The sequence below is a fragment of the Paenibacillus aceti genome (assembly GCF_003614185.1).
Classification (GTDB): domain Bacteria; phylum Bacillota; class Bacilli; order Paenibacillales; family Paenibacillaceae; genus Fontibacillus; species Fontibacillus aceti.
On record NZ_KZ987724.1, the window covers coordinates 4,415,743 to 4,440,363 of the forward strand.

Annotated in this window: 23 protein-coding genes and 8 tRNA genes; 27 read left to right on the forward strand and 4 right to left on the reverse strand. The window is 50.9% G+C overall.

What is annotated here, in order from left to right; translation table 11 throughout:
* The first annotated feature begins 279 nt into the window (after positions 1-279).
* The 27 genes from BFJ94_RS19885 to trxB all read left to right on the forward strand — a co-directional run bounded on the left by BFJ94_RS19885 (position 280) and on the right by trxB (position 21,192).
* A tRNA-Ser gene (locus BFJ94_RS19885) sits at positions 280-371 on the forward strand.
* Positions 372-398: 27 nt separating this feature from the next.
* Positions 399-475: transfer RNA gene (locus tag BFJ94_RS19890), tRNA-Met, on the forward strand.
* Positions 476-483: 8 nt separating this feature from the next.
* Positions 484-559, forward strand: a tRNA-Val gene (locus BFJ94_RS19895).
* A 14-nt stretch (positions 560-573) separates the two neighbouring features.
* Positions 574-649, forward strand: a tRNA-Thr gene (locus tag BFJ94_RS19900).
* Positions 650-664: 15 nt separating this feature from the next.
* Positions 665-741 (forward strand) — tRNA-Asp (locus BFJ94_RS19905).
* 82 nt (positions 742-823) lie between these two features.
* Positions 824-896 (forward strand) — tRNA-Phe (locus tag BFJ94_RS19910).
* Between the two features lie 42 nt (positions 897-938).
* Positions 939-1,024 (forward strand) — tRNA-Tyr (locus tag BFJ94_RS19915).
* 7 nt (positions 1,025-1,031) lie between these two features.
* A tRNA-Lys gene (locus tag BFJ94_RS19920) sits at positions 1,032-1,104 on the forward strand.
* 279 nt (positions 1,105-1,383) lie between these two features.
* Complete coding sequence (locus BFJ94_RS19925; RefSeq protein ID WP_120464204.1) at positions 1,384-2,490, forward strand: PucR family transcriptional regulator; 1,107 nt, start codon at positions 1,384-1,386, stop codon at positions 2,488-2,490.
* Positions 2,491-2,616: 126 nt separating this feature from the next.
* Positions 2,617-3,738: an ABC transporter ATP-binding protein gene (locus tag BFJ94_RS19930; protein WP_120464205.1), complete on the forward strand. Its 1,122-nt coding sequence runs from the start codon at positions 2,617-2,619 to the stop codon at positions 3,736-3,738.
* A gap of 242 nt (positions 3,739-3,980) precedes the next feature.
* Positions 3,981-4,922: an HPr(Ser) kinase/phosphatase gene (hprK, locus tag BFJ94_RS19935; RefSeq protein ID WP_120464206.1), complete on the forward strand. Its 942-nt coding sequence runs from the start codon at positions 3,981-3,983 to the stop codon at positions 4,920-4,922.
* Between the two features lie 11 nt (positions 4,923-4,933).
* Positions 4,934-5,989, forward strand: coding sequence for a prolipoprotein diacylglyceryl transferase (lgt, locus tag BFJ94_RS19940; protein WP_120464207.1), 1,056 nt, complete (start codon positions 4,934-4,936; stop codon positions 5,987-5,989).
* Positions 5,990-5,998: 9 nt separating this feature from the next.
* Positions 5,999-6,649: a pyrophosphatase PpaX gene (ppaX, locus tag BFJ94_RS19945; protein WP_120464208.1), complete on the forward strand. Its 651-nt coding sequence runs from the start codon at positions 5,999-6,001 to the stop codon at positions 6,647-6,649.
* Positions 6,650-7,153: an acyltransferase gene (locus BFJ94_RS19950; RefSeq protein WP_120464209.1), complete on the forward strand. Its 504-nt coding sequence runs from the start codon at positions 6,650-6,652 to the stop codon at positions 7,151-7,153. It begins immediately after the preceding gene.
* A gap of 185 nt (positions 7,154-7,338) precedes the next feature.
* A complete protein-coding gene (locus tag BFJ94_RS19955; protein ID WP_162944346.1) occupies positions 7,339-8,562 on the forward strand; it encodes an acyltransferase in 1,224 nt (407 codons plus the stop codon).
* A gap of 213 nt (positions 8,563-8,775) precedes the next feature.
* Entirely contained in the window at positions 8,776-10,002 is a 1,227-nt protein-coding gene (locus BFJ94_RS19960) for an ATP phosphoribosyltransferase regulatory subunit (protein WP_120464210.1), read from the forward strand.
* 38 nt (positions 10,003-10,040) lie between these two features.
* Positions 10,041-10,670, forward strand: a complete 630-nt coding sequence (hisG, locus tag BFJ94_RS19965; protein ID WP_120464211.1) for an ATP phosphoribosyltransferase — start codon at positions 10,041-10,043, stop codon at positions 10,668-10,670.
* A gap of 61 nt (positions 10,671-10,731) precedes the next feature.
* Complete coding sequence (gene hisD / locus BFJ94_RS19970; protein ID WP_120464212.1) at positions 10,732-12,012, forward strand: histidinol dehydrogenase; 1,281 nt, start codon at positions 10,732-10,734, stop codon at positions 12,010-12,012.
* A gap of 62 nt (positions 12,013-12,074) precedes the next feature.
* Positions 12,075-12,686 carry an imidazoleglycerol-phosphate dehydratase HisB gene (hisB, locus tag BFJ94_RS19975; RefSeq protein WP_120464213.1) on the forward strand — a complete coding sequence of 204 codons (612 nt, stop codon included), beginning with the start codon at positions 12,075-12,077 and terminating at the stop codon, positions 12,684-12,686.
* Between the two features lie 2 nt (positions 12,687-12,688).
* Positions 12,689-13,336 (forward strand): imidazole glycerol phosphate synthase subunit HisH, encoded by a 648-nt coding sequence (gene hisH, locus BFJ94_RS19980; protein WP_120464214.1) that lies wholly within the window; start codon positions 12,689-12,691, stop codon positions 13,334-13,336.
* A gap of 27 nt (positions 13,337-13,363) precedes the next feature.
* Positions 13,364-14,104, forward strand: a complete 741-nt coding sequence (gene hisA / locus BFJ94_RS19985) for a 1-(5-phosphoribosyl)-5-[(5-phosphoribosylamino)methylideneamino]imidazole-4-carboxamide isomerase (protein ID WP_120464215.1) — start codon at positions 13,364-13,366, stop codon at positions 14,102-14,104.
* Between the two features lie 47 nt (positions 14,105-14,151).
* Positions 14,152-14,910, forward strand: a complete 759-nt coding sequence (hisF, locus tag BFJ94_RS19990) for an imidazole glycerol phosphate synthase subunit HisF (protein WP_120464216.1) — start codon at positions 14,152-14,154, stop codon at positions 14,908-14,910.
* The gene (hisIE, locus tag BFJ94_RS19995; protein WP_120464217.1) at positions 14,907-15,671 is read left to right on the forward strand and encodes a bifunctional phosphoribosyl-AMP cyclohydrolase/phosphoribosyl-ATP diphosphatase HisIE; all 765 of its coding nucleotides are present in this window, start codon (positions 14,907-14,909) and stop codon (positions 15,669-15,671) included. The genes hisF and hisIE overlap by 4 nt, the downstream gene beginning before the upstream one ends.
* A 20-nt stretch (positions 15,672-15,691) precedes the next feature.
* On the forward strand, positions 15,692-16,531 hold the full coding sequence (hisJ, locus tag BFJ94_RS20000) for a histidinol-phosphatase HisJ (protein WP_120464218.1): 840 nt from the start codon (positions 15,692-15,694) through the stop codon (positions 16,529-16,531).
* Positions 16,532-16,590: 59 nt separating this feature from the next.
* Positions 16,591-17,538: a ribose-phosphate diphosphokinase gene (locus tag BFJ94_RS20005; protein WP_120464219.1), complete on the forward strand. Its 948-nt coding sequence runs from the start codon at positions 16,591-16,593 to the stop codon at positions 17,536-17,538.
* Positions 17,539-18,334: 796 nt separating this feature from the next.
* A complete protein-coding gene (locus BFJ94_RS20015) occupies positions 18,335-20,074 on the forward strand; it encodes a tetratricopeptide repeat protein (RefSeq protein WP_438803705.1) in 1,740 nt (579 codons plus the stop codon).
* Positions 20,075-20,241: 167 nt separating this feature from the next.
* Entirely contained in the window at positions 20,242-21,192 is a 951-nt protein-coding gene (gene trxB / locus BFJ94_RS20020) for a thioredoxin-disulfide reductase (RefSeq protein ID WP_120464220.1), read from the forward strand.
* Between the two features lie 2 nt (positions 21,193-21,194).
* Here the strand turns inward: trxB and BFJ94_RS20025 are convergent, their stop codons facing one another.
* From BFJ94_RS20025 to BFJ94_RS20040, 4 genes are read right to left on the reverse strand one after another with little or no spacing between them, the layout of a single operon-like run.
* Positions 21,195-21,797 (reverse strand): response regulator transcription factor, encoded by a 603-nt coding sequence (locus BFJ94_RS20025; RefSeq protein WP_120464221.1) that lies wholly within the window; start codon positions 21,795-21,797, stop codon positions 21,195-21,197.
* Positions 21,794-22,915 (reverse strand): sensor histidine kinase, encoded by a 1,122-nt coding sequence (locus BFJ94_RS20030; RefSeq protein ID WP_120464222.1) that lies wholly within the window; start codon positions 22,913-22,915, stop codon positions 21,794-21,796. The genes BFJ94_RS20025 and BFJ94_RS20030 overlap by 4 nt, the downstream gene beginning before the upstream one ends.
* 40 nt (positions 22,916-22,955) lie before the next feature.
* Entirely contained in the window at positions 22,956-23,693 is a 738-nt protein-coding gene (locus BFJ94_RS20035) for an ABC transporter permease (protein ID WP_120464223.1), read from the reverse strand.
* On the reverse strand, positions 23,690-24,601 hold the full coding sequence (locus BFJ94_RS20040) for an ABC transporter ATP-binding protein (RefSeq protein ID WP_229717128.1): 912 nt from the start codon (positions 24,599-24,601) through the stop codon (positions 23,690-23,692). The genes BFJ94_RS20035 and BFJ94_RS20040 overlap by 4 nt, the downstream gene beginning before the upstream one ends.
* Positions 24,602-24,621: the final 20 nt, after the last annotated feature.

Genomic DNA, 24,621 nt, shown 5'->3' on the forward strand with positions numbered 1-24,621 from the left:
GCTGGTGCACCAGTTGTTCCGCCAGGAGCATAGCTGGGTAGCTAAGTGCGGAAGGGATAAGCGCTGAAAGCATCTAAGCGTGAAGCCCCCCTCAAGATGAGATTTCCCAACTAGTAAGACCCCTTGAAGACGACGAGGTTGATAGGCCTGAGGTGGAAGTGCAGCAATGTATGGAGCTGACAGGTACTAATCGGTCGAGGGCTTATCCAAAAAACATCTAAATGCAAATGTAGTTTCGTATCCAGTTTTCAAGGATTAACACCTTGAATTTATGGCTTTGGAGAGATACCCAAGTGGCTATAAGGGGACCCTCTGCTAAGGGGTTAGACTGCGTAAGCGGTGCGAGGGTTCGAATCCCTCTCTCTCCGCCATTATATACAAGCTATAAATATTAATATGGCGGCGTAGCTCAGCTGGCTAGAGCGTACGGTTCATACCCGTGAGGTCGGGGGTTCGATCCCCTCCGCCGCTACCATATTACCTGGAGGCTTAGCTCAGCTGGGAGAGCATCTGCCTTACAAGCAGAGGGTCAGCGGTTCGATCCCGTTAGCCTCCACCATTTTAATATCATATGCCGGTGTAGCTCAATTGGTAGAGCAACTGACTTGTAATCAGTAGGTTGGGGGTTCAAGTCCTCTCGCCGGCACCATTTATCTCATAGCGCGGAGCCGTGGTGTAGAGGCCTAACATGCCTGCCTGTCACGCAGGAGATCGCGGGTTCGAATCCCGTCGGCTCCGCCATTTATTACAACGTATGTTTCCACACCGAAGTGGGAAAGTTATCAAGACTTAACCGCTTTATTTTTTTGACCAAAATACATATGGCTCGGTAGCTCAGTCGGTAGAGCAGAGGACTGAAAATCCTCGTGTCGGCGGTTCGATTCCGTCCCGAGCCACTTTTGCAAGTTTCAGGACAAGCCTGAAGCTGGCATATATATGGAGGCTTAGCGAAGTGGCCAAACGCAGCAGACTGTAAATCTGTTCTCGTACGAGTTCGGTGGTTCGAATCCATCAGCCTCCACCAGTTATATGAGCCATTAGCTCAGTTGGTAGAGCACCTGACTTTTAATCAGGGTGTCGAAGGTTCGAGTCCTTCATGGCTCATCCCAACAAGGAACCCTTCCAAGTAGTGTAAAGCTACGATGGAGGGGTTCTTTTTGTACAAGCTCAAAACTGCAGAAATGCAGGCTTTGTAGCAGAAAATCATCCGTTCTTAGGGAATTCCTGCAAATGTGCAGGCTTTTCGTAGATATCAAGAGTAGGGGCTGTGTTCAGAAATAGGTGGAGTGCGTCGTCGTAGTCGATTTTTTTACAATAAGGTCTGTGTGATACAATGGGATTATCTAAGTAAAAAAAACATACAGGTCAGAGAGGCAATTGAGGATGGATATGAAAGAGCTGAAGCGACGGGTGGAGGAGATTATCGGTTCACCCCTGTCTTTATCGGAGCTGGATAAGCAGGCTTGGACCAATTTATCGCTTGATCGCGATCATGTTACAGTAAATGCAAGCATCATTCGGGTAAAAGATCAACCTCGTTGGCTATGGAGGACGGATTCCAAAGTATATGGGTTAGTGGCTGAGCAGGGGCAGTTCACCGAACGCGAAATGAAATTGATGGATCTGGTACTGTCAGAGTCGCTTGAGAAGACGGCCCATCGTCCTTCTTCCGGGAAGCGGGATGAAGAGTCCAAGAGCATAGAACTGGGGAGATGGTTGCAGGAACAGATCGATACGAATAGCACGCAGAGTATTGTTCCAGAGGATATGCCCCTGAGATCCAGATTACAGGCGCCATTATTTCCATTTCTCCTCGGACGGGAGGATCGCCAGGCTCATGAGCTTCAGTTCTCTAAATTGAACAAGCTGCTGCGCAGTTATTTTGGTGGAGAGGTCGTGCTTATTCCTCTTGTGGAGTCATGGCTTATTCTGGTCAATGAGAAACTGCTGCTGGATGCTTTGGATGAGAATAATGAAGGAAATGAGACGGAGCGAGATATGCTGGCGGCTCTGGGACAGGGCTTATACGAGCTTATCGCCGATGAATGGGGCGGAGGCGGTTTCCATCTTGCAGCAGGCGACAAATTAACGAGATATGAGCGGCTTGTGCCTGTGGCGATTTCTATGCTGGAGACGCTGCTGCTGGGACGGATATTTCAGGTTGCTGAGCATATTTACTTGCCTTGGGATTTGGAGCTTGAACGGCTTATATATCATATACCAGAGGATCGACGTCAGCAATTTATCCAGGAGAGCGGGGGTGACTCGCATCTAATGGAGGATGAAGAGACGTTGATTACACTGGAAACCTTCTTTCAATTAGACTGTAATGTCAGCGAGACGGCGAAGCGATTGTACATTCACCGCAACACTCTGCTATACCGGATTGATAAGTTCAAACAGGAGACAGGGCTTGATGTGAGAAGTTTTCAGGACGCGGTGCTGGTCAAGCTGAGAATCCTATTGTATAAAGTTACGAAAAGGTCGTAGAAATTTTGTGCAGTTTGTGGATAGTAGTCAGGTAGGCTTATAGGTTACTATATATACAGAAGATGTATACGATTACATTTAACCAAAGACAGTAAATAAATTATCTATTACTTAGGAGGAAAACAAATGGCTGGCGTACGCTTAGAACACATTTACAAGAAATATGCAGGTGCTGAAAAAGCAACCGTTATCGACGTAAACCTTGACATCGCGGATAAGGAGTTCCTCGTACTCGTAGGTCCTTCCGGTTGTGGTAAATCTACGACTCTTCGTATGATCGCGGGTCTTGAGGAAATTACGGAAGGTAAATTATATATCGGCGACCGCGTTGTGAATGACGTAGCTCCGAAAGATCGCGACATTGCGATGGTATTCCAATCCTACGCTCTGTATCCACATATGAACGTGTATCAGAACATGGCATTTGGTTTGAAACTCCGTAAAGTAAAGAAAGAAGAAATCGATCAACGTGTACGCGAAGCTGCGAAGATTCTCGACATCGAGCATCTGCTTGATCGTAAACCAAAGGCTCTGTCCGGTGGTCAACGTCAACGGGTTGCCTTGGGCCGCGCTATCGTCCGCGATCCTCAAGTGTTCCTCATGGACGAACCTCTCTCCAACTTGGACGCTAAACTTCGTGGTCAAATGCGTGCGGAAATTACAAAGCTGGTTAAACGTCTGGAAACCACTTGTATCTACGTAACACATGACCAAATCGAAGCTATGACAATGGGTGACCGGATCGTCGTTATGCAAGACGGTATCATTCAACAAGCTGCTTCTCCTGAAGAGCTGTATAACCAACCGCAAAATATCTTCGTAGCTGGATTTATCGGTTCCCCTACGATGAACTTTGTAAATGGTACTTTGGCTGAAGAAGGCGGGGAAGTTCGCTTCAAAGCAGCTAACCTTAACGTTGTAGTTCCTCAAGGTAAAGCAACGGTCTTGAAGGAAAAAGGATATATCGGTAAAGAAGTAATCTTGGGTATCCGTCCAGAAGACATCCATGAAGAGCCAGTATTCCTGGAAGCTTCACCACAAACTGCCTTCACTGCAGACGTGTATCTGACAGAGAACCTCGGTCATGAAATGCAATTGTACTTGAACGGTGTGGGAGCTGAGTCCTTGATAGCTCGCGTTGACGGTCGTTCCAACACTCGTGAAGGCGACAAGGTTAAACTTGCGATCGATATGAACAAAATTCATATCTTCGACACGGATACTCAATTGAACGTTTTCTATAACTAATAACTAATCGTTAATGACTGGATAATCTGCGGATTTCCTCTTCAAAAAACCGTCCTTCGGGACGGTTTTTTGTTTAGGGATAGAGCCGTGATTGATTTACGAGGCATTTTCCTTTACGATGAATACATTAGCGCGGTATAAAATGGTTTTTGTTGACAGATTAATATAATCGGAAAGCGCATCCTGTACAAATTCAGGTACACTAGAGCGCCAGGATGGCTGGTTAGGAAAGGAAGAACACCATGGCAAAAAAGGTAAAAGTATCAGAATTGGTGGGCCAATTCGGACTTGAGGTCGTCTCCGGTGAGCAGGGGCTTAAACGTGTAATCACGGTTGATGATTTATATCGTCCGGGACTGGAGATGGCCGGTTATTTTGAGTATCATCCGCCGGAGCGTGTACAAATATTAGGTAAGACAGAGTTGGCCTTCTATGAGACATTGACGCTGGAAGAGCGTCGGGAGAGGATGCAGCTATTGTGCAGCAGCGAGGAGACCCCTTGCATTATCGTAACGAGAGCTTGGGAAGTGCCCGAAGAGCTGACCGAGATCAGCGCCGAGAAGAACCTTCCGGTATTGCGCAGTAGCATGGCTACGACGATTCTGTCCAGCCGTATTACGAGCTTCCTGGAGAAGAAGCTGGCTCCTACTGCGACGATTCACGGCGTATTGGTTGACGTATATGGGGTAGGGATGCTGATCACGGGTAGCAGTGGAATCGGTAAGAGTGAGACGGCGCTTGAGCTGGTGAAGCGCGGACATCGTCTTATCGCGGATGACGCGGTGGAGATTCGTCAAACCTCAGACAATCAGCTGCATGGAACGGCGCCGGAATTGATTCGCCATTTGCTTGAAATCCGTGGGGTTGGCATTATTAATGTAATGACATTATTCGGCGCAGGCGCCATTCGTAACAATAAAAGGATTACGCTCGTCGTGAAGCTCGAGGCTTGGCAGCAAGAGAAGCAGTATGATCGGCTGGGGCTGGATGAGGAGACGACGCGCATTATCGATACGGACGTACCTCTGGTGACCATTCCTGTTCGTCCGGGACGTAACCTGGCAGTGATTATCGAAGTGGCGGCGATGAACTTCCGTCTGAAGCGAATGGGCTATAACGCGGCTCTGCAATTTACTTCGAAGCTGACAGAGACGATCGCGGAAGATATAGATGATTTAGATTAGGAGCGTGAATAATGGGTACCTTGGTATTGAACCCGATAGCATTCTCTATCGGTGCTTTGCAAGTGCATTGGTATGGTTTGATTCTAGGCTCAGGTGCATTGGCAGGCCTGCTCTTAGCGATATGGGAAGGGAAAAGATTTAAAATCCCGCAGGAGTTCTTCATGGATCTGCTTCTATTCGGTGTTCCTTCTGCGATTGTCGGGGCGAGGATCTATTTTGTCGCGTTCAAATGGGATGATTATAAGGATAACCTCTGGGATATCTTCAAAATTTGGAATGGTGGTATAGCGATCTACGGAGCGCTCATCGGAGCCATTATATCCGCTGTAATCTTAGTGCGTAAGCGTGGCTATAACTTCTGGAGGATCGCGGATATCAGTGCGCCGTCGCTTTTCATCGGTCAGATCATCGGACGCTGGGGGAACTTCGTGAACCAGGAGGCCTATGGGGGCGAAACTACAGAAGCCTTTCTAAGAGATTACTTGCATCTGCCTACATTTATTGTGAATCAAATGAATATCGAAGGGGTGTTCCGCCACCCTACCTTCTTATATGAATCCGTCTGGAACCTCATAGGTCTGTTCCTGCTCTTGATTCTGCGTAGACGGAAATCTTTACGAGCTGGTGAGCTGTTCTGTTCTTACTTCATCTGGTATTCCATCGGCCGCTTCTTCATTGAGGCGCTGCGTACAGACAGTCTGGCCTTCCAGGGAGCCGATTGGCTCGCATCATTCATTAACGGTCTATGGTCGCCGATGGTCTGGCTTGGGTTCGAGCAGGGGTATCTAGCCCCATCTTATGGGAATGTACGTATATCGCAATTGCTGGCACTTCTGATTGTAGTTGTTGCGGTTCTGTTCATTATCCTTCGGCGTAAGACCATCCCGGATCTGCCGCGTTATCTCGATCCGATTGTATCGACCAAGGCGAGTGAAATGGATAGCTTAGCTGCACCAATGCCTGCTCAAGAGGCGAAGGCAGCTTCGGAGCAAGATAACAAGGCAATCTCGGCTGAAGAGGCAAATTCGCATCCGAAGCCGGATAGCACGGAGGACAAAAAGGAGTAACGAAACTGCATGATAAGCACAGTGTTATTTGATTTGGATGGGACGATTGTAGATACGAATGAATTAATCATTACCACTTTTCTGCGTGTGATTGAGAAGCATCTGGACAAGCCTTATACTCGTGAACAGATCATTCCTTACATGGGTATGACGCTGGAGGAACAATTGCAGATTTTCTCAGGTCAAGCGGAAGTAAGTCATCTGGTCAAGGAATACCGCTCCTTCAACAACGAACATCACGATGAATTGGTCAGGGAGTTTCCCCATGTCCTGGAGGTCATTCGCGAATTGCATCAGAGAGGGATCAAGCTCGGCGTGGTGACGACGAAGATTCGGCTCACGGCGATGCGTGCTCTGGAGCTATTCGGTTTGAAACCCTATATGGATGTGATTATTACGGTGGAGGATGTGAAGCATCCTAAACCGCATGCGGAGCCGATCCTGAAAGCGGTGAACCAATTGAAGGCGGATCCGGACAGCACATTGATGGTGGGCGATAGTCCTGCGGATCTGAAGTCGGCTCATGCGGCTGGCGTCCGCAGCGCGGCCGTAGCCTGGTCGCTGAAAGGCAGCGAGTTCCTGCAGAAATATAATCCTGATTATATCCTTAAGGACATGACCGATCTGTACGGTCTTGTCGGGATGGGAGCCAATAGATAAGTGAGGAAAGTAGAGCGTTATCCGGTGAAGGGTCCGAATGCGCTATGGCAGCTCTATCGGACGGTTAGCCCGTGGAAGGGCGTTAAGAACTTTATCTTCATACAGATCTCCAGATATTGCCCTATATTGCCGATGAAAAACTGGATTTACCGCCGCATCCTCGGGATGAAAGTGGGCGAGCATACCGCCTTTGGCCTGATGGTGATGGTCGATGTCTTCTTCCCTGAGATGATTAAGATCGGCCAAAATACGGTGATCGGTTATAATACGACGATTCTGGCGCATGAGTATTTGATTCGGGAGTATCGGCTTGGAGAGGTTCATATCGGTGATGAAGTGATGATCGGAGCCAATACGACGATTCTGCCGGGAGTAACGATCGGAGACGGGGCGGTTGTCGCGGCCGGATCTGTAGTTCATAAGAATGTAGCTCCGGGAGCCTTCGTAGGCGGAAATCCGTTGCGTGAAATTAAGCGCAAGAGCCCGGAAGGAGTCTATGAATAACCAAGAACAACGGGAATAGACCGTATATATGGATGGGATAGATAAGCAGTTGGGACAACTCTTTGGTGGGGGTCCCGGCTGCTTATTTTTTATAAGAATAAGGTAATATTGCAAACGACCTCCCCAACTAGTCCTATATAAGGTATCATGGAAAGTGGAAATCAAATATACTAGGAGTTGATTCAGTGAGTCAAAGTATCAAAAAGGAGAGACTGCCGCAGCTCGATCTATTCCGGGCGATTGCGATCTTCTGTGTTATTCAAGTCCACTCTTCATCATTTGCGGCTGCACAGCAAGCCTTGAACTCACCAATCTATTATTTCTATAATTGGATGAATATCTTTTTTAAGATCGGTACTCCGTGTTTTATCTTTTTGAGTAGTTTCGTATTGTTCTATAACTATTATGATCGGCCTGTGAACAAAGAACTGATCGTCCACTTCTATAAGAAGCGTCTTACATATATTATTCTCCCCTATGTGTTGGTCTCATGCTGCTACTTCCTACTGGTCGCTTGGCAGCGGGGTGAATTAGCCAGCAACTCCAAGCTGTATGAACTACAGCAACTTGGGATGAAGCTGTTGACGGGGACATCCTACACGCATTTATATTTTGTGTTTATCAGCATTCAGTTCTATCTGCTGTTCCCGCTGCTGCTGTGGCTGTTCCAATCATTCCGCAAGAGCAGAGTAATGTTGGCCTTAATCATACCTCTTGGTTTGGCGATTCAATGGGGCTTCTATTTCTGGAACAAGGTCGAGCTGCATATTCCGAATAAGGGTAGCTATGCGCCCTCCTACATGGCTTATTATTTCATGGGAGCGGCGATCGCGATCTATTTCGGACATCTCAAAGGTTGGTTTAAGAGCGACTGGAAGGATATGTCCGGTAAGCAGCGGGTATGGGCTGGATTGCTGTGGGGCAGCTGGCTGGCCGTCGCCTTCACTCATGTTCAAATCTGGTTCTCATATCGCCAGGGATGGAGCAGTCCAAATTCGACTTGGTTCGAGGTGTTATGGAATGCGCATACTTTGCTGTCTGCATTGGTCCTGATGCGCGCTTCCTTCCTCATCCAGCGCAGAGGCTCGGCGTTCTGGAACAAGGCGCTTACCCGCTTGGGAGAGCTGTCCTTTGCCGTCTATCTTTTTCACCCGGTTGTCCTGCTCTTCTATCGCAGATTGAGAGATCATTATTCGATTCCGGGCGATTCCGCGCTGTATTTCGTATATATTATCGGCGGTTCGGCGTGCGCGTTGGGGATTTCATGGATTTTTACACAATTCTGCTTCAGACGGGTTCCGTTTGCGTCGTTATTCTTGGGCAATGTGCCATACTCTCTGAAAAAGAAGAAAAAAGCGCCAAGCAGTCATGGCCCTAGCCAAGATCGCACGGTGAAGATGAATGGTTAAAATGTATAGTCGATCGGTATTGCACCGGTCGGCTATTTTTGTTGCCATGTTCGCATTGGTCATTCCTGGATTTATTGGAATTAGTCATTGACGGTTCAAATGGAGGTATGATAAGATATGCCATAATTCTTTATTTTGTTATCGTGGTAGTGCTTTAATGTTATGAAGTAATCGGATTGGATTGCATTTATGTAGCGACGAGGGGTGAAGGTATTGTCTAAACCGAAGGGCTTCGAGAAACCGGCGGGTGTGCGTGATTATTTGCCGTTTGCCGCCGCGAGACTGCGGGAGATTGAGCGCCGTGTACTGGATTGCATGGCGGGATGGGGGTACCGTCAAATCATGACCCCGACGATGGAATATTATGAGACGGTGGGGATGGCTAGTTCCACATCAGATCAGAAGCTATTCAAATTGCTTAATAACCGGGGGACGACGATGGTTCTCCGTTCGGATATGACGACACCGATTGCTCGGGTTGTGTCATCACTATTGAAGGAGGAGCCTCTGCCGCTGCGCCTGTCCTATCACGCGAATGTGTTCCGTTCAATGGAAGAGGAAGCAGGCAAGGAAGCGGAATTCTATCAAACCGGGGTGGAGCTGGTCGGTGACCCTTCAGCGGAGGCGGATGCCGAGGTTGTGGCTCTTGCTGTAGCTTCCTTGCAGGCGGCAGGAGTATCCTCCTTCAAGATCGCGCTCGGCCATGTCGGGTTCCTGAATGGTCTGCTGGAGGAGGCTGTCCCGGGGCGCGAAGAGGTGCAGCAGGAGCTGAAGGATCGGCTGCTCCGGCGTGATTTCGTGGGCTATCGGGAGCTGCTGGTGAGGCTGGATCTGTCTGCGGATCAACGCGAGGAATTGGCGGGGGTGCTCAAGCTGCGCGGTGGCAAGGAAATTTGCCGTCAGGCCATGGAGTTAAGCGATAACGAGTTGGTTCAGAGCTCGATCGAGCATCTGAATGCGGTCTGGGATGCGCTGGAGGATTTTGATGTGGCCAGACACGTCATGATAGATCTGACGATGATCGGAGATTTCTCATATTATACCGGGATGATCTTCGAAGGGTATGCGTCGGACATCGGTTTCCCGGTATGCGCGGGGGGGCGCTATGATAAGCTGCTGCAACAATTTGGCCGCCCTGCTCCAGCGACCGGATTCTCGCTCAAGACGAACCGGATTCTCGATGGGGTCGATGGTTTGAAGCTCCAGCAGGAGCTGCCTATATTGATGCAGTATGATGTGCCCAACCGCAGGAAGGCATATATCGAAGCCGAGCGGCTGCGCAGCGAGGGAAGGAGCGTCAGAATGCGGATTGTATCTGTGCGCTCGGAGCTATGGGAGGCTTGGCCCGGACTGAGATCTCTGAATCCTCAAGGTCCTCAAGATCAGCTAGGTCCTCTGGGGCCTTCATTTGGTGAAGTCATTAACTTGGTAAGCTTCTGAAGCGGGTAGCTTGTAGTGATGAGAGGAGGCTTAACGCCATGAGTGAGATGATTAAGGTAGCCATGCCCAAGGGGCGTATCTATAAAAAAGCTTCAGCCTTGTTCAGGGAAGCCGGCATCGATATCCCGGACGATGTGGATGAGACCCGCAAGCTGGTCATCCCTCTGCCGGAGATCGGCATGGAGTTTATTCTGGCGAAGCCGGTCGATGTGCCTACTTATGTCGAGTACGGCGTAGCCGATATCGGTATCGTCGGCAAGGATGTGTTGCTGGAGGAGGATCGCGATGTCTACGAGCTGCTTGATCTCGGCATTGCGCGCTGCCGGATGTCGGTCATCGCGCTGCCGGACTGGCAGCCTGGCATTCATCAGCGGGTAGCGACGAAATATCCGAATGTGGCGTCGCGATATTTTCGGGAGCAGGGCCAACAGGTAGAGGTGATCAAGCTGAACGGTTCGATCGAGCTTGCACCGCTCATCGGGTTGGCCGATCGGATTGTCGATATGGTGGAGACCGGGCAGACGCTGAGGGAGAATGGTCTGGTTGAAACGGAGAGCCTGTTCGAGATTACGAGCCGGCTGGTGGCTAACCGGGTTAGCTATCGGATGAAGAATGCCGAGATTCAGGCGCTATGCGATACCCTCGCCTCGGTCATCGGTAAGGAGTAGGCAGTTAGGCTTGGAAGATGACGGAATGAGATGGAGCAGGATTGATGAGGAGGGTCCCAGGATGAAGATCGTTAAGGCACAGGATATGGATATGAAGCGGGAGGTCGAGTATGGCTCGGAGGAGCAGAATGCAGCCGTCCGTCAAATTGTAGCGGATGTCAAGCTTGAGGGAGACGCTGCGCTGCTCAGATATACGGAGGAATTTGACCATGTGAAGCTGGATGCAGGGGCGCTCCGGGTCACGGAAGCTGAGCTCAAGGCGGCTTATGATCATGTGGAGCCTTCGTTCATAACCGCGATATCGGCGGCAGCGGACAATATTCGCGCTTTTCATAGCAGACAGAAGAGGAATTCCTGGATGGATCTGCAGCCGGACGGAAGCCTGCTAGGTCAGATAATCCGCCCGCTGAAGCGGGTTGGCGTATATGTACCGGGGGGCACTGCGGCTTATCCGTCTTCCGTACTTATGAATGTCATTCCTGCTCAAGTAGCGGGTGTGCCGGAGATTGTGATGGTTACCCCTCCTGCAACCGCGGGCAAGCAAGGAATCGATCCTTATATTCTCGTAGCCGCGGCCGAAGCGGGAGTGAATGAGATTTATCGGGTGGGCGGAGCGCAGGCGATCGCAGCGCTCGCCTATGGGACGGCTTCGATGGCTCCCGTAGACAAAATCTGCGGCCCGGGCAATATTTATGTAGCTCTGGCCAAGCGCCAGGTATACGGTGTCGTGGATATCGATAGTATCGCTGGTCCGAGCGAGATTGCCGTGCTGGCGGATGATAGCGCCGATCCGGTATATATTGCCGCAGATCTGCTGTCACAGGCGGAGCATGATGTGATGGCATCAGCCGTGCTGGTTACGCCGTCAGCGGAATTCGCCGCAGCTTGCCAAGCTGAGGTAGAGCGTCAATTGGCCGAGCTGCCGCGCCGGGATATTGCTGAGAGATCGATAGCTGATTATGGAGCGATTATTCTGGTCGATTCTATCGACGAAGGGATCGCCGCCATTAATCGGCTAGCACCAGAGCATTTTGAGCTGGTGGTTCAAGACCCGCTTGCCTATCTGGGGAAGATCGAGAATGCGGGCGCTATCTTCCTCGGCCCGTATAGCTCTGAACCGGTGGGCGACTATTTCGCCGGTCCGAATCATATCATTCCGACGAATGGGACGGCTCGTTTCTCTTCGCCGGTCGATGTGGATGATTTCATCAAGAAATCCAGTGTAATTTACTATAGCAAGGAAGCTCTCCAGGCGAACGGAGAGATGATTATAGAGCTGGCGCGCCGCGAAGGGCTGGAGGGCCATGCCCGGGCGATTGAAGTCCGGCTGAGCGGGGACTAAATTCCATCGGGCCAGGACTTAGATTTAGATTCATCGATGAGAAGGAGAGGCGGGGGGATACAATGACGACAAATAACGAGAATGTGGCGGTAAGACAAGGGGCTATCAGCCGAGTCACTCATGAGACGCAGATTCAGCTGGGCTTCGCCATTGATGGCAGCGGCCAATCCCGGTTAGAGACGGATGTACCGTTCCTGAACCATATGCTCGATCTGTTCACGAAGCATGGACAGTTCGACTTGGAGGTTCAGGCGCAAGGGGATATCGACATAGATGATCACCATACGGTGGAGGACATCGGTATCTGTCTGGGGCAATGCTTGTATCAAGCGCTGGGAGACAAGCGGGGCATCAAGCGATATGCCAGTGTGTTCGTGCCGATGGATGAAGCGCTGGCTCAAGTGGTGATCGATGTGAGCAATCGGCCGCATTTCGAATATCGGGCGGAGTATCCTTCGGATCGCGTCGGCAGCTTCGATGTACAGCTTGTGCATGAGTTCCTCTGGAAGCTGGCGCTGGAAGCGCGGATTACGCTGCATGTCATCGTGCATTACGGACAGAACACGCATCATATGATCGAGGCGGTGTTCAAGGCGCTGGGTCGAGCGCTGGATGAGGCGACAAGCATCGATCCGCGAGTGAGCGGCGTGCCTTCGACGAAGGGAGTCCTCTAGTGATGCGGATCGCGATTGTCGATTACGGTATGGGGAATTTGCATAGCGTGGCCAAGGCGATCGAGAGGCTTGGCTATGAGGCCGCGGTAAGCGGTGACGCGGCCGGGATTCTGGAGGCGGACGGCATATTGCTGCCCGGAGTCGGCGCCTTCGGCGACGCGATGGAGCAGCTTGCGGCTTCCGGCCTCGATGGGGTGTTGAGGCAGGCGGCCGGCAGCGGGACACCGCTGCTCGGCATCTGCCTCGGCATGCAGCTGCTCTTCACGGAGAGTGAAGAGCATGGGCTGCACGAGGGCCTGGGCCTGTTGCCCGGCCGGGCCGTGCGCTTCAGCCCAGAGGGCGGCCTGAAGGTGCCGCACATGGGCTGGAACCGGCTGCAATTCAAGCAGCCGGAGCACCCGCTCCTGGCAGGACTTGACGAAGGACATGTGTACTTCGTCCATTCTTATCATGTGCAGTCAGAGCGGGAGGGGGATCTGCTGGCCGTGACCGATTACGGCCAGCCAGTTACCGCGATGGTAGGTCGCGGTAATGTGTTCGGGATGCAGTTCCATCCCGAGAAGAGCAGTGAGCTCGGCCTGGCATTATTGCGCAATTTCCTGACTCTGGTCGAGTCAGGCGCGACAGGCCAGCTAAGCAAGGATGGATAGAATTCTTGAGAGTACGGGGGGAAGGGCATGTCATCATTCATAATATATCCGGCGATCGATATTCGGGATGGAAAATGCGTGCGTCTCGTTCAGGGCGATTACAGCCAGGAGACGATATATAATGATAATCCGCTTGAAGTGGCCAGATCTTGGGAGCTGCAGGGCGGGGAGTTCATCCACTTGGTGGATTTGGATGGAGCCAAGGCGGGTCAGCCTGTGAATGACTTGCTGATCGGAGAGATTGCGCGGACGGTGCAGGTACCGGTTCAGGTAGGTGGCGGGCTGCGCTCCATTCAGGATGTAGAGCGACTGCTGTCCCTCGGGGTCAGCCGGGTCATCATTGGAACGGCAGCGATTGAGGATCGGGCGTTCACCGAAGCAGTGCTAGGTACTTATGGAGATAAGGTAGCGATCGGGATCGATGCCCGGAACGGAAGGGTTGCTACGCGGGGTTGGATGGAGACATCGGAGGTCAAGGCGGAGGAACTGGCCAAGGAGCTGGCGTCCAAGGGGGCGGAGACCTTTATTTTTACGGATATATCCCGGGATGGGATGATGCAGGGGCCGAATGTGGAGGCGATCCGCCGATTGGCGGAGGTGTCCAGACGAACTGTGATCGCTTCGGGCGGAGTGACCGTACAGGATGATCTGTTGAAGCTGGCCGCTTATGCAGGTCAGGGGATTGGCGGAGCGATTGTAGGCAAGGCGTTGTACACAGGGAATATTGACTTAACAGCAGCGATTCAGGTGGTATCAGCGGTTCAATAATGACTTGGTGTGAACTATATTTTTATAGGGAGAGGAAGGCGACGGGCATGCTGGCGAAGCGCATAATACCTTGTCTGGATGTGAAGGATGGACGGGTGGTGAAGGGAGTTAACTTCGTGAATCTTCGCGATGCCGGTGATCCGGTGGAGCTGGCTGCTCTCTATGATCGCGAGGGAGCTGATGAGCTCGTATTTCTCGATATTTCTGCTTCCCATGAGGGCCGGGCTACGATGGTTGAGGTGGTGCGGCAGACAGCGGGGGAGATCGCCATTCCTTTTACGGTGGGCGGCGGGATATCGCAGGTGGATGATATGAAGCGGATACTACGGGCAGGAGCCGATAAAATCGCTATTAACACCGCCGCTATAACGAATCCCGACCTGATCTCCGACGGAGCGAGAAGGTTTGGATCGCAATGCATTGTAGTAGCTGTGGATGCGAAGTACAATGCCGAGTGGGGCGATTGGGAGGTATTCACGCATGGAGGCCGCAAGCCCACGGGAATCCGGGCGGTCGCCTGGGTCCAGGAGGCGGAAGCGAGGGGAGCTGGCGAGATTCTGCTGACGAGTATGGATGCTGACGGCACTAAGGATGGATTCGATTTAGCACTAACTAAGGCGGTTAGCAGTCAGATTCGTATCCCGGTGATCGCCTCTGGCGGGGCGGGGAAGATGAGTGATTTTTACGACGTGTTCACGGAAGGGCAGGCGGATGCTGCGCTGGCGGCGACGATTTTTCATTATAAAGAAATTGCAGTGCCCGAGCTTAAGGCAGATCTGAGGGCCAGAGGGGTGGAAATACGATGACGGTAAAACAGCAGCTGGAATTGTCGCTTCCGTTCGAGGTGTTGAAGCAGCGGGTAAAGTGGGATGCCGATGGCCTCGTTCCTGCAATTGTCCAGGATGTGGTCACGAAGAAGGTGCTGATGCTCGCCTATATGAATGAAGAATCACTGTTGAAGTCGGTGGAGACGGGGCAGACCTGGTTCTGGAGCCGTTCTCGCGCCGAGTTGTGGAATAAGGGGGCTACTTCCGGTAATACGCAGCAAATTATTTCCCTGAGCTATGATTGTGATGGGGATACGCTATTGATGCTGGTTCATCCGCAAGGTCCAGCCTGTCATACTGGGGAGGAGACTTGCTTCTATCGGTTGGCCGCTTCTGTGGAAGAGCAGGTTTTAGCTGATCCGGTGGTAGTTACAGCAGATTCGATGAGAACTGCAACGTCGGATTCGGTGCTGGGATTTGAGAGCAACCCTAATCCTGATAGCCGATTCGCGGTGCTGGCTGAACTGGAGAGCTTGATTGCCAAGCGTTATGAAGAGCGCCCTGAGGGGGCGTACACCACTTACTTATTCGATAAAGGCCTTGATAAAATTCTGAAAAAGGTAGGCGAAGAGACGGCCGAATCCATTATCGCCGCCAAAAATCAGGATAACGACGAGTTAAGATATGAAGTCAGCGACCTGATCTATCATTTACTTGTACTGCTGCGGGAGAGAAATCTGCCGCTGGACGATATTATGGTTGAGCTGGAGCGCCGGCATGAGCGGCCGCGCCGTGATTAACGGATGGAGGTCGGTCTGAAATGCGAATAGATTATCATACGCATCACGCCCGCTGTGGGCATGCCATCGGATCGCTGGAAGAGTATATTCAGCGCGGTATTGACATCGGCCTGTCTCAGATTGGTCTGTCCGATCATATGCCCCTGGTGCATGTAGATCCCTCAACTTACTATCCAGAGATGGCTATGCCGCAGGAGGAATTGCCTCGATACGTGGAGGAAGCATTCCGATTGAAGCAGAAGTATGCCTCGGCTATTTCTGTCCGGGTCGGGCTTGAAGCTGATTATATTGAAGGCTGGGAGAGGGAGATAGAGCAGATCATCAAGGATTATCCGTGGGATTATGTGATCGGATCGGTGCATTTTCTCGGGGAATGGGATGTGTCGGATTTCCGTCAGGTTCATCAGTGGGAGGGCCAGGATATTTTCCAGGTATATCAGAGATACTATGATGCTGTGGAGAAGGCAGCCAGAACCGGATTCTATGATATTATGGGCCATCTGGATGTAATTAAACGGTTCAATTACAGGCCAGAGCAGCAGTGGCAGGAGCAAATCATCGAATTGGAGCTTCAAGTATTGGCGGCGGTGGTTGAATCAGGGATTGCGATGGAGCTGAATGCTTCGGGACTGACGAAGCCATGCGCGGAGATGTTCCCTAGCGAGCGGATACTGACGGCGGCTGTGCTACAAGGCATTCCGTTCACGATCGGCTCTGACGCCCATGATCCGCAGAAATTGGCTGAGAATCTCGATGCTGCTCGCAGCACATTGAATAAGCTTGGGGTCCGTGAATTAGCTACGTTCGAAGGCCGGCATAGAGTGATGGTGCCTCTGCAGCTTGACGGAAAGACAAGCTAAGCCGCATAAGTGGTATAATAGAGCTATAACCTGAATTACTTAGGAGGCCATAATCCATTATGGAAGGCAAGTTAACCATTTTTGCGGGCTCTTCCAGCCCGAGGCTGACGCAGCAAATCTGCGAACGCTTAGGGGTTGAACCGGGCAAAATTACGTTATCCCGCTTCAAGAGCGGAGAGATCTATGTGCATTATGAGCAAAGTGTACGCAATCGCGATGTGTTCCTGGTTCAATCCTTGTCGCATCCGGTCAATGAGATGTTCGTCGAACTGCTTGTGATGATTGATGCCGCCAAGCGCGCATCCGCTCGGACCATTAATATCATCATGCCCTATTATGGCTATGCGAGGCAGGAGCGCAAATCCGCTCCACGTGAACCGATCTCAGCCAAGATGGTCGCCGATGTGCTGACGACAGCTGGTGCGAACCGGGTGGTGACTATTGATCTGCATGCGCCGGCGATTCAGGGCTTCTTCAACATTCCGGTCGATCATTTAACTGCTCTTGATTTAATGACGGAGTATTTGAGATCAAAGGAAATCTACAAGCCTGTTATTGTATCTCCGGATGCTGGACGAGCCTCTATGGCTGAGAAGCTGGCGAGCGGTCTGGACGCACCCTTCGCGATGATGATTAAGAAGCGTCCGGCTCATAATCAGTCGGTGATTACGCATGTTATCGGTGATGTGGCTGATCATACGCCTATTATTATCGAGGATTTAATCGATACAGGATCAACGATCGTCAATTCGGTTGAAGGACTTAAAGAGCGTGGAGCCAGAGAGGCGATTGTGTGCGCGACACACGGTCTATTCTCGGATAACGGCTTGCAGAGACTGCGCCATCCCTCGATTTCACAGGTCGTCATTACGGACTCGATTGCCCAGCCGGAGCCGCATGAGCCCTATGTTCATGTCTTGTCTGTAGCGCCAATGCTGGCGCGGGCGACGCAATATATTCTGGATGGTGGTTCGATCGCTACACTGTTCAAAGACCAGGGGATTTAAGTTGAGGTTGAGTATATATCTGTAGGGTGAAAAGCCTGCAAATATGCAGGAATTTCGCTTATATTCTGATCTGTGATCGTAATTCCTGCGATAATGCAGTTATTTTCTCTGTATTGGCCTGATTCCAAGGGAAAAGGGGAAAAAGCCTGCATATTCGCAGGAATTTCTTAGTAACCGGTGGTTTTGAGCCGAAAAGCCCGCATATTTGCAGGCTTCGAGTTTGTGGTGTGATGCACAAGTGCGTGGGCGATGTGTTCAGAGCGATATTCCGAAAAACAGTGTGTAATTTGCTCTATTCCACTAGCTCCCTGTTCACTAAACTCCAGATTCTGTGGCTCCAAGTTCTCAAACGCTAGGCTCCTTAACCTCAGGATTTTGCTAACTCCATGTTTACTACACTCCTGATCCTCTAGCTTCCAAGTTCTCTAATTCCAAGTTCTCAAACTCCAAGTTCTCAAACTCCATTTTCTCCGGTTCTATGTTTTCTAACTTCAAGTTTCTCAAGCTCTAAGCTCTCAAACTCTAAGCTCTCAAGTGCTAATCCCCAGCCCCCGTATCCCCTTAAAAGTAGATTTTCCAGTCTGGAAGGTTAATTTCCCATTAGAGTAGCTAAAGCGGATTTTCCTCTAGATCCTCGGTTCCCCTTCGATTTTGGAAATATATTTTGATTTTTCCATATACATTGAATTAGATTGCTTCTTCCCAAGGAATGCCGTTATTCCCAAATGGATTTATCATGGGAGGACGGGGATTGCTGTGTTATACTGTGAGTTGGAAGAATGAAATGAAGAAGGAGGTGCCTTGTTTGAAGGAGAATCAACAACCGGGGAAGAGTAAGCAGTCGAAAGTGCTGCCCATATCAATGGATGCTGGCTTTTTCTTCGAGAGAGCCGTCTCTTCGTTGGATCGTTATCACTACGACAAGGCATTGAAATATTTTCGCAAAGCAGTAGAGTATGAGCCGGATAATCCGGTGAATCATTGCAATATGGCAGGCATCCTGTCGGAAATGGGGAATTACGAGGCCTCGAATGCCGCGCTGTCCGTTATATTGGAGAAGATCGACCCTACCATGACAGAGTGCTATTTTTATATGGCAAATAATTATGCGAATATGGATATGTTTGAAGAAGCAGAGAAGGCATTGATTACTTACTTGGAAGAGGACCCAAGCGGTCAATTTCTGATTGAAGCTGAAGAGATGATGGAGCTGCTCCAGTATGAACTGGAACGGCCTACGAAGGTAACGAAGATTAAATCACTGGCCGGCGTGCTGGAGCATGACCGGGCACGTGAGCTGTTGGAGCAGGGCAGATTCACGGAAGCGGTGAAGCTGTTGGAGAGCATTGTGGAAGGGCAGCCTGACTTCTGGGCAGCGCGCAATAATCTGGCTTTGGGCTATTATTATATGGGCCAGTGCTCCAAGGCGATCGATACGATCTATGGTGTGCTTGAGCAGGAACCTGGCAATCTGCACGCCCTGTGCAATCTGGCCATTCTGTATCAACATGAAGGGAAGACTGAATTTCTGCAGGAGCTTAGCGCGCGTCTCCGCAAGATTATCCCCTTCCATCAAGATCATCTATTCAAATTAGCGACGACCATGGGGGTCCTCGGTGCGCATGATATGGCGTACAGACACTTCCGTCGCTTGCTCAAGGACGAAGCTTTAAGGACAGATCCGGCCCTCTATCACTATACCGCTGTGGCTGCCTGTAATATTGAGCGCTTCGCTGAGGCGGAGAACCTATGGCGTCATGTGGGGCGGCTTGATCCAGGCAATGAAGTCTCCGAGTATTATTTGAACCGGATTGAAGAGATGGCTGCCGGGACGAGACCTGTGCCGGTTCACTACCATTATCATCTCCCGTTTGAGGAACAGGTTAAGCAGTGGGAGCTCCCTGGGGAAGGGATACCGACCAACATTGCGGATAATCCGCTGGTCAGATCCTCTTTCTTCTGGGCGCTTCGTTATGGAGATGATGGCACCAAGCTGCAAGTGATCCAGGCCTTTGGCTTGATCGGCGATCATGAAGTGGAGGAAGCTCTGAAGGCTTTTCTGCTCGAGCCGGAAGAAGATCTGTACCTGAAGGATCTGGCGTTATATGTGCTGCGCAGTCTCGGCGTTGATTATGAGCTGCCCGTATGTACTGGCGAAGCTACGCTGATGATTGATCCGAGTCAGACCTGGGCGAAGCTGCCTGTCTGGAAGAGTGAGTGGCAAGCGGTACTGGATCTGGCCTATGAGCAGATGCGCAGCAATACGGATATACAGCAGCAGCATGATATGGAGTCGCTATGGGTGCAATACCTGAACTTATCTTATCCTGATATCCCGGCGATCTCTCATATCGAAGGCTGGGCAGCTGCCTTGGATTATTTGACCGCCAAGGTCAATCATCGTTCTGTGTCCTACGAGAAGGTGGCCGAGCGCTACGGTATCTCCTCCTCGACGGTGAGGAAATACTCCCTACGTATTAATGAAGTATGCGATGCGAAGGATACGGTGAAGATGATCTTTCCTTATGTACAATAACCATTGAATCATTCTTTTGACTTGAATAACCTCTTGAATTCATTCTTATGGGTAAAGCGGGTCCAACAGGGTAAAACTTATCTATAGATGCTCCGGATTATCGGGGACTAGCCTGTTGGACAACCTGTGGGAATGAATTTATTTTTTTGTTGAGAGGAAGAGAGGTTATGTATAAATCTATTGTGGTCGGTACGGGTCCTTCCGGGCTGACAGCAGCGATTTACTTGGCTCGGGCCAATCTGCATCCGTTAGTGATCGAGGGGGCGCAGCCAGGAGGGCAATTGACAACAACTACGGAAGTGGAGAACTTCCCGGGATTTCCGGAGGGGGTTCTTGGGCCTGAGCTGATGGAGCGGATGCGCAAGCAGGCGGAGCGCTTTGGGGCGGAATTCAAGAATGGCTGGGTGGAGGAGGTTGATTTCTCTGGCAGTCCTCTGAAGCTTATCTTGGAGGGCGGGGAAGAATTGACCTCGGAGACGGTGATCCTGTCTACAGGGGCATCGGCGAAGTATCTTGGCATTCCCGGCGAGCAGGAATATGTTGGTCGAGGAGTTAGTACCTGTGCGACCTGTGACGGCTTCTTCTTCCGCGGCAAGCGGATTATTGTCGTCGGTGGCGGTGATTCGGCGATGGAGGAAGCGGGATTTCTAACTCGGTTCGCTTCTAGCGTAACCGTGGTGCATCGGCGTGATGAACTGCGGGCCTCCAAGATTATGCAGGAACGGGTAAGGGAGAATGACAAGGTCAAGTGGGCGCTGAACCGGAGACCACTGGAGATTGCTACGGATGATGGCGGGACTGTCATTGGTCTGAAAGTACGCAATAATGCGAATGGACAGGAAGAATTGATCGAGGCCGAGGGGGTATTCGTCGCGATTGGCCATACTCCGAATACAGGGTTCCTCAGTGGCGCAGTGGCAACGGACGAGCAGGGCTATATTGTGGTTGCGCCGGGAACGACGAGAACCAGTGCTCCAGGTGTATTCGCTTGCGGTGACGTACAGGATACACGTTACCGGCAGGCCATCACCGCGGCTGCCTCTGGCTGTATGGCGGCGATGGACTGTGAGAAGTATCTGGATGGGGATATGGTTCATGATTGGAGCAAAATGCTCTAGCTCTATATCCAGCCTTTCTCCTCGGCAATGCGGACAGCCTCGATCCGGTTCCTGGCTTCAAGCTTATTAATGATCTCTGAAATGTAATTGCGCACCGTTCCATAGGATAGATGCAGAGCCTTCGCAATCTCAGCGGCACTCTGTCCTTGAGCGGCCAGCTTGAGGATGTCCACCTCCCTTGCGGTTAAGGGATTCTCGTCGCGTATGCTGCCGAAGATCAGCTCAGGTGAAATCTCCCGATGTCCAGCCATGACGCGGCGGATGGCTTCAGCCAGTCTATCGCTAGGCTCATCCTTGAGCAAATATCCATGAACATCCGCCTTGATAGCCCGCTCGAAATAACCAGGCCGGGCGAAGGTGGTCAGGATAATAACGCGGCAGGGCAGAGCCCTGGCCTGTATCTCCTCCGCTACATCCAGGCCGCTAAGCTGGGGCATTTCAATGTCTACGAGACAGACATTCGGCTGCAGCTTACAGATCAGCTCCAGCGCTTCCGCTCCATCTGAGGCTTGACCGACGACTTGAATGTCTTCTTCCAGATCGAGCAGGGATGCTAGAGCACCGCGCAGCAGACGCTGGTCTTCAGCAATTATGATCTTGATCATGCAGATTCACCGTCTTCTCTGTCTTTGATGATTAGGGGTACTGTAATTAGCATGTTCGTCCCTTGCTTATTGCCAGGGGAGACTGTCAGGGTGCCCTCGATTAGTGATAGCCGTTCCTTCATGCCGTTCAGTCCGTTACCGTACTGGATGGAGCCCTCCTGTAGTCCAGAGCCCACTCCATTATCTTCGATTCTGATAGTGATCATTCGCTCTGATTTCGCTACGAGGATCTTGCAGTGTGTAGCCTCGCTATGCTTGACGATATTCGTGATTCCTTCCTTAATGCAGAGGCTGAGAATATTCTGCGTTAAGGGGGGGACATCCTCCAGTCTGGCATCTCCTTCAATCTCCAGCTTGATATTCGCCACCTTTAATATCTCGGCCGTCTCTGCCAGCTCTTCGACGACTGTGATGGCTCTCATATCGGAGACAAGCTCTCTCACTTGCCGTAATGCCGCTCGCGAAGTCTGATAGATCTCCCTCGCTTCATTCTGAGCCCGCTGGGGGTCGATCATCGTTAATTTCTCGACCAGTTGGCTCTTCAGAGTAATCAGCGATAAGGTATGTCCGAGTGTATCATGCAGATCACGGGCGATACGGATGCGTTCCTCTCGCTTGACCAGTTCTTTAATCTGCTCATTTGCCTGATCGAGCTCCTTCTCAAGCTGCTGCTTCCGATTCAGAGAGCGAATCCCGAAGGGGGACACCATCATAATCAGGAAGAAGGGAATGATGAACAGAATCTGTTGGATTTGAGTGTCTTTGATCGCGAATAACAGAGGAATTAACTCCACGGCGGCGAATACCGCCATGGAGATGTTGAATCTGCGCTTTTCAGCGTACCATCCGATGAAGTTGGCGGTGTAGAAGCCCATATATAGGTTATAGGGGCCATAGAACAGACTCATCAGGAGGATAATAAGTAATTGCAGACCAAGCCAACAATCGAAGCGTCGACCTGTAGCAAAATATAATTGACGATAGGTAAGGACGAATAAGCCGATCATCAGGTAGCCAAGCCAGAGCTTGACTCCAGATGCACTCTGAATGTTGACGATAGGCAGAATGATGTAGATAAGCCATACATAGGGGAAGAATCCGTATTTTTTAGGGAACATTCAGAGAGAGCTCCTTTCTTTATTAAGCACTGTTAGACCATTATATCGCTTCTTGTCTTCTTCTAGTATATAAGGATATTAGCATAAAAACGATAAAGTAGCCTGCGAGTACAAGGATATCCTCCCATTTCGGCGGGTTGCCCTGGACGAGCTCCCAGGCGCCATTGCCGAAGCGGTAAGACGGCAGCCATTTGCCGATGGCTTGCATCAGCTTGGGAAGTATATCTATCGGCATCCACATGCCGCCCAGTATCGCCATGACAAGATAAAGGGCGTTGCTTACTCCAGAGGCCGTATCTACCCGTTTCATACAGCCGACAAGTGTACCGACGGCCAAGAAGGGCAGGGAGGCGATGAGAATCCATAGTCCGCAATATATCCAGAGGTGAACGGGCATCGTAACGCCGCTAATCAGATATCCGGCTAGGAAGATGCAAATAATGGAGGAGAGATGCATGATCATCTGACCGAACATTTTGCCTAGAAAGAATATCGCTCCGGGCAAGGGGGTTATGCGCATGAAGGTGCTCCAGCCTTGGCTGCGCTCTTGTACAAGCCGTATCCCCAGTGTCATGATTGCCGAGCCCATCACACTAAATGAAGTCATCGACATCAGGTAATGCTTGTTCCAGGCCACCGCATCTGTAGCTCCGGTACTGATGACACGGGTGAAGATGAAGTAGAATACGATCGGCATGGCAAGCGACCAGAAGACATAATACGGATTGCGGAAAATCCGCAGCAGCTCTATTTTGAATTGGGTAAGTACGAGTTTCATTGGGCGATCTCCTCCTGATTTATCGTTAGTTGTTCGAATACTTCATCCAGGCTTCCTGAATGAATCCTTATATCATGGACCGGCAATCCGGCACCGAAGATCGCAGCGAGCGCCAAATCGGTGTCATCGGTCGCGACATAAATTCTCCCATCCTTATCGTAGCAATTGGTGATCGGAGACAGGGAAGCAAGCTTGCGCCGCAGCTCAGGTCCATCTTGATCGGAGAGGAAGGACAGAGAGCTGTGCAGAATTCGGGATTTAATATCTGCTGGCGTCCCGTCAGCGACGATGGAGCCTTGGTTGAATAGGATTATCCGATCGGCGATATCATCAGCCTCCTGCAGATAGTGAGTGGTGAACAGGATGGTCTTGCCTTGGCTCGCCAGCTTATGCACCGTCTCCCAGAAACGGCGTCTTGCCATCGTGTCGAGCCCCACCGTAGGCTCATCGAAGAACAATACATCTGGGTCGCCCGCCAGAGCCATAGCGAAGCCGAGGCTGCGCTTCTGCCCGCCGGACAGCTTCTCCGTATAACGGTTCAAATCTTTAGGAGTCAGTCCGGTCAGATAGATCAGAAACTCCATATCCATCGGGTGCGGATAATAATTGCGGGTTAGCTCGAGGATCTCCTTGACCTTCAGACGATCCATAATGCTAACGTGCTGGAGCATCACACCGATTCGCTCTCGAACATATCGCTCTTTCGGCGAGCGTCCGAACAGCTTAACACTTCCTTGGTTCGGCTCAAGAAGCCCGAGCATCATCGATAAGGTTGTCGTCTTGCCGGCTCCGTTCGGGCCCAGAATGGCGGTAACTGATCCAGATTCGATTTGAAATGAAACGTCATTTACAGCTATTCTATTCTTGAAGGATTTCTTAACATGGTTTAATTCAATGACAGTACTCAAGACATTCGCCTCCATTAACT

Bases quoted from the DNA above. Each gene is read 5' to 3' on its own strand.
- hisF (WP_120464216.1), top strand. From the start codon at position 14,152: ATGCTGGCGAAGCGCATAATACCTTGTCTGGATGTGAAGGATGGACGG.
- BFJ94_RS19930 (WP_120464205.1), top strand. From the start codon at position 2,617: ATGGCTGGCGTACGCTTAGAACACATTTACAAGAAATATGCAGGTGCT.
- BFJ94_RS20005 (WP_120464219.1), top strand. From the start codon at position 16,591: ATGGAAGGCAAGTTAACCATTTTTGCGGGCTCTTCCAGCCCGAGGCTG.
- BFJ94_RS20025 (WP_120464221.1), bottom strand. From the start codon at position 21,797: ATGATCAAGATCATAATTGCTGAAGACCAGCGTCTGCTGCGCGGTGCT.
- lgt (WP_120464207.1), top strand. From the start codon at position 4,934: ATGGGTACCTTGGTATTGAACCCGATAGCATTCTCTATCGGTGCTTTG.
- hisB (WP_120464213.1), top strand. From the start codon at position 12,075: ATGACGACAAATAACGAGAATGTGGCGGTAAGACAAGGGGCTATCAGC.
- hisG (WP_120464211.1), top strand. From the start codon at position 10,041: ATGAGTGAGATGATTAAGGTAGCCATGCCCAAGGGGCGTATCTATAAA.
- BFJ94_RS20030 (WP_120464222.1), bottom strand. From the start codon at position 22,915: ATGTTCCCTAAAAAATACGGATTCTTCCCCTATGTATGGCTTATCTAC.
- trxB (WP_120464220.1), top strand. From the start codon at position 20,242: ATGTATAAATCTATTGTGGTCGGTACGGGTCCTTCCGGGCTGACAGCA.
- hprK (WP_120464206.1), top strand. From the start codon at position 3,981: ATGGCAAAAAAGGTAAAAGTATCAGAATTGGTGGGCCAATTCGGACTT.
- ppaX (WP_120464208.1), top strand. From the start codon at position 5,999: ATGATAAGCACAGTGTTATTTGATTTGGATGGGACGATTGTAGATACG.
- hisIE (WP_120464217.1), top strand. From the start codon at position 14,907: ATGACGGTAAAACAGCAGCTGGAATTGTCGCTTCCGTTCGAGGTGTTG.
- hisH (WP_120464214.1), top strand. From the start codon at position 12,689: ATGCGGATCGCGATTGTCGATTACGGTATGGGGAATTTGCATAGCGTG.
- BFJ94_RS20035 (WP_120464223.1), bottom strand. From the start codon at position 23,693: ATGAAACTCGTACTTACCCAATTCAAAATAGAGCTGCTGCGGATTTTC.
- BFJ94_RS19925 (WP_120464204.1), top strand. From the start codon at position 1,384: ATGGATATGAAAGAGCTGAAGCGACGGGTGGAGGAGATTATCGGTTCA.
- hisJ (WP_120464218.1), top strand. From the start codon at position 15,692: ATGCGAATAGATTATCATACGCATCACGCCCGCTGTGGGCATGCCATC.
- hisD (WP_120464212.1), top strand. From the start codon at position 10,732: ATGAAGATCGTTAAGGCACAGGATATGGATATGAAGCGGGAGGTCGAG.
- hisA (WP_120464215.1), top strand. From the start codon at position 13,364: ATGTCATCATTCATAATATATCCGGCGATCGATATTCGGGATGGAAAA.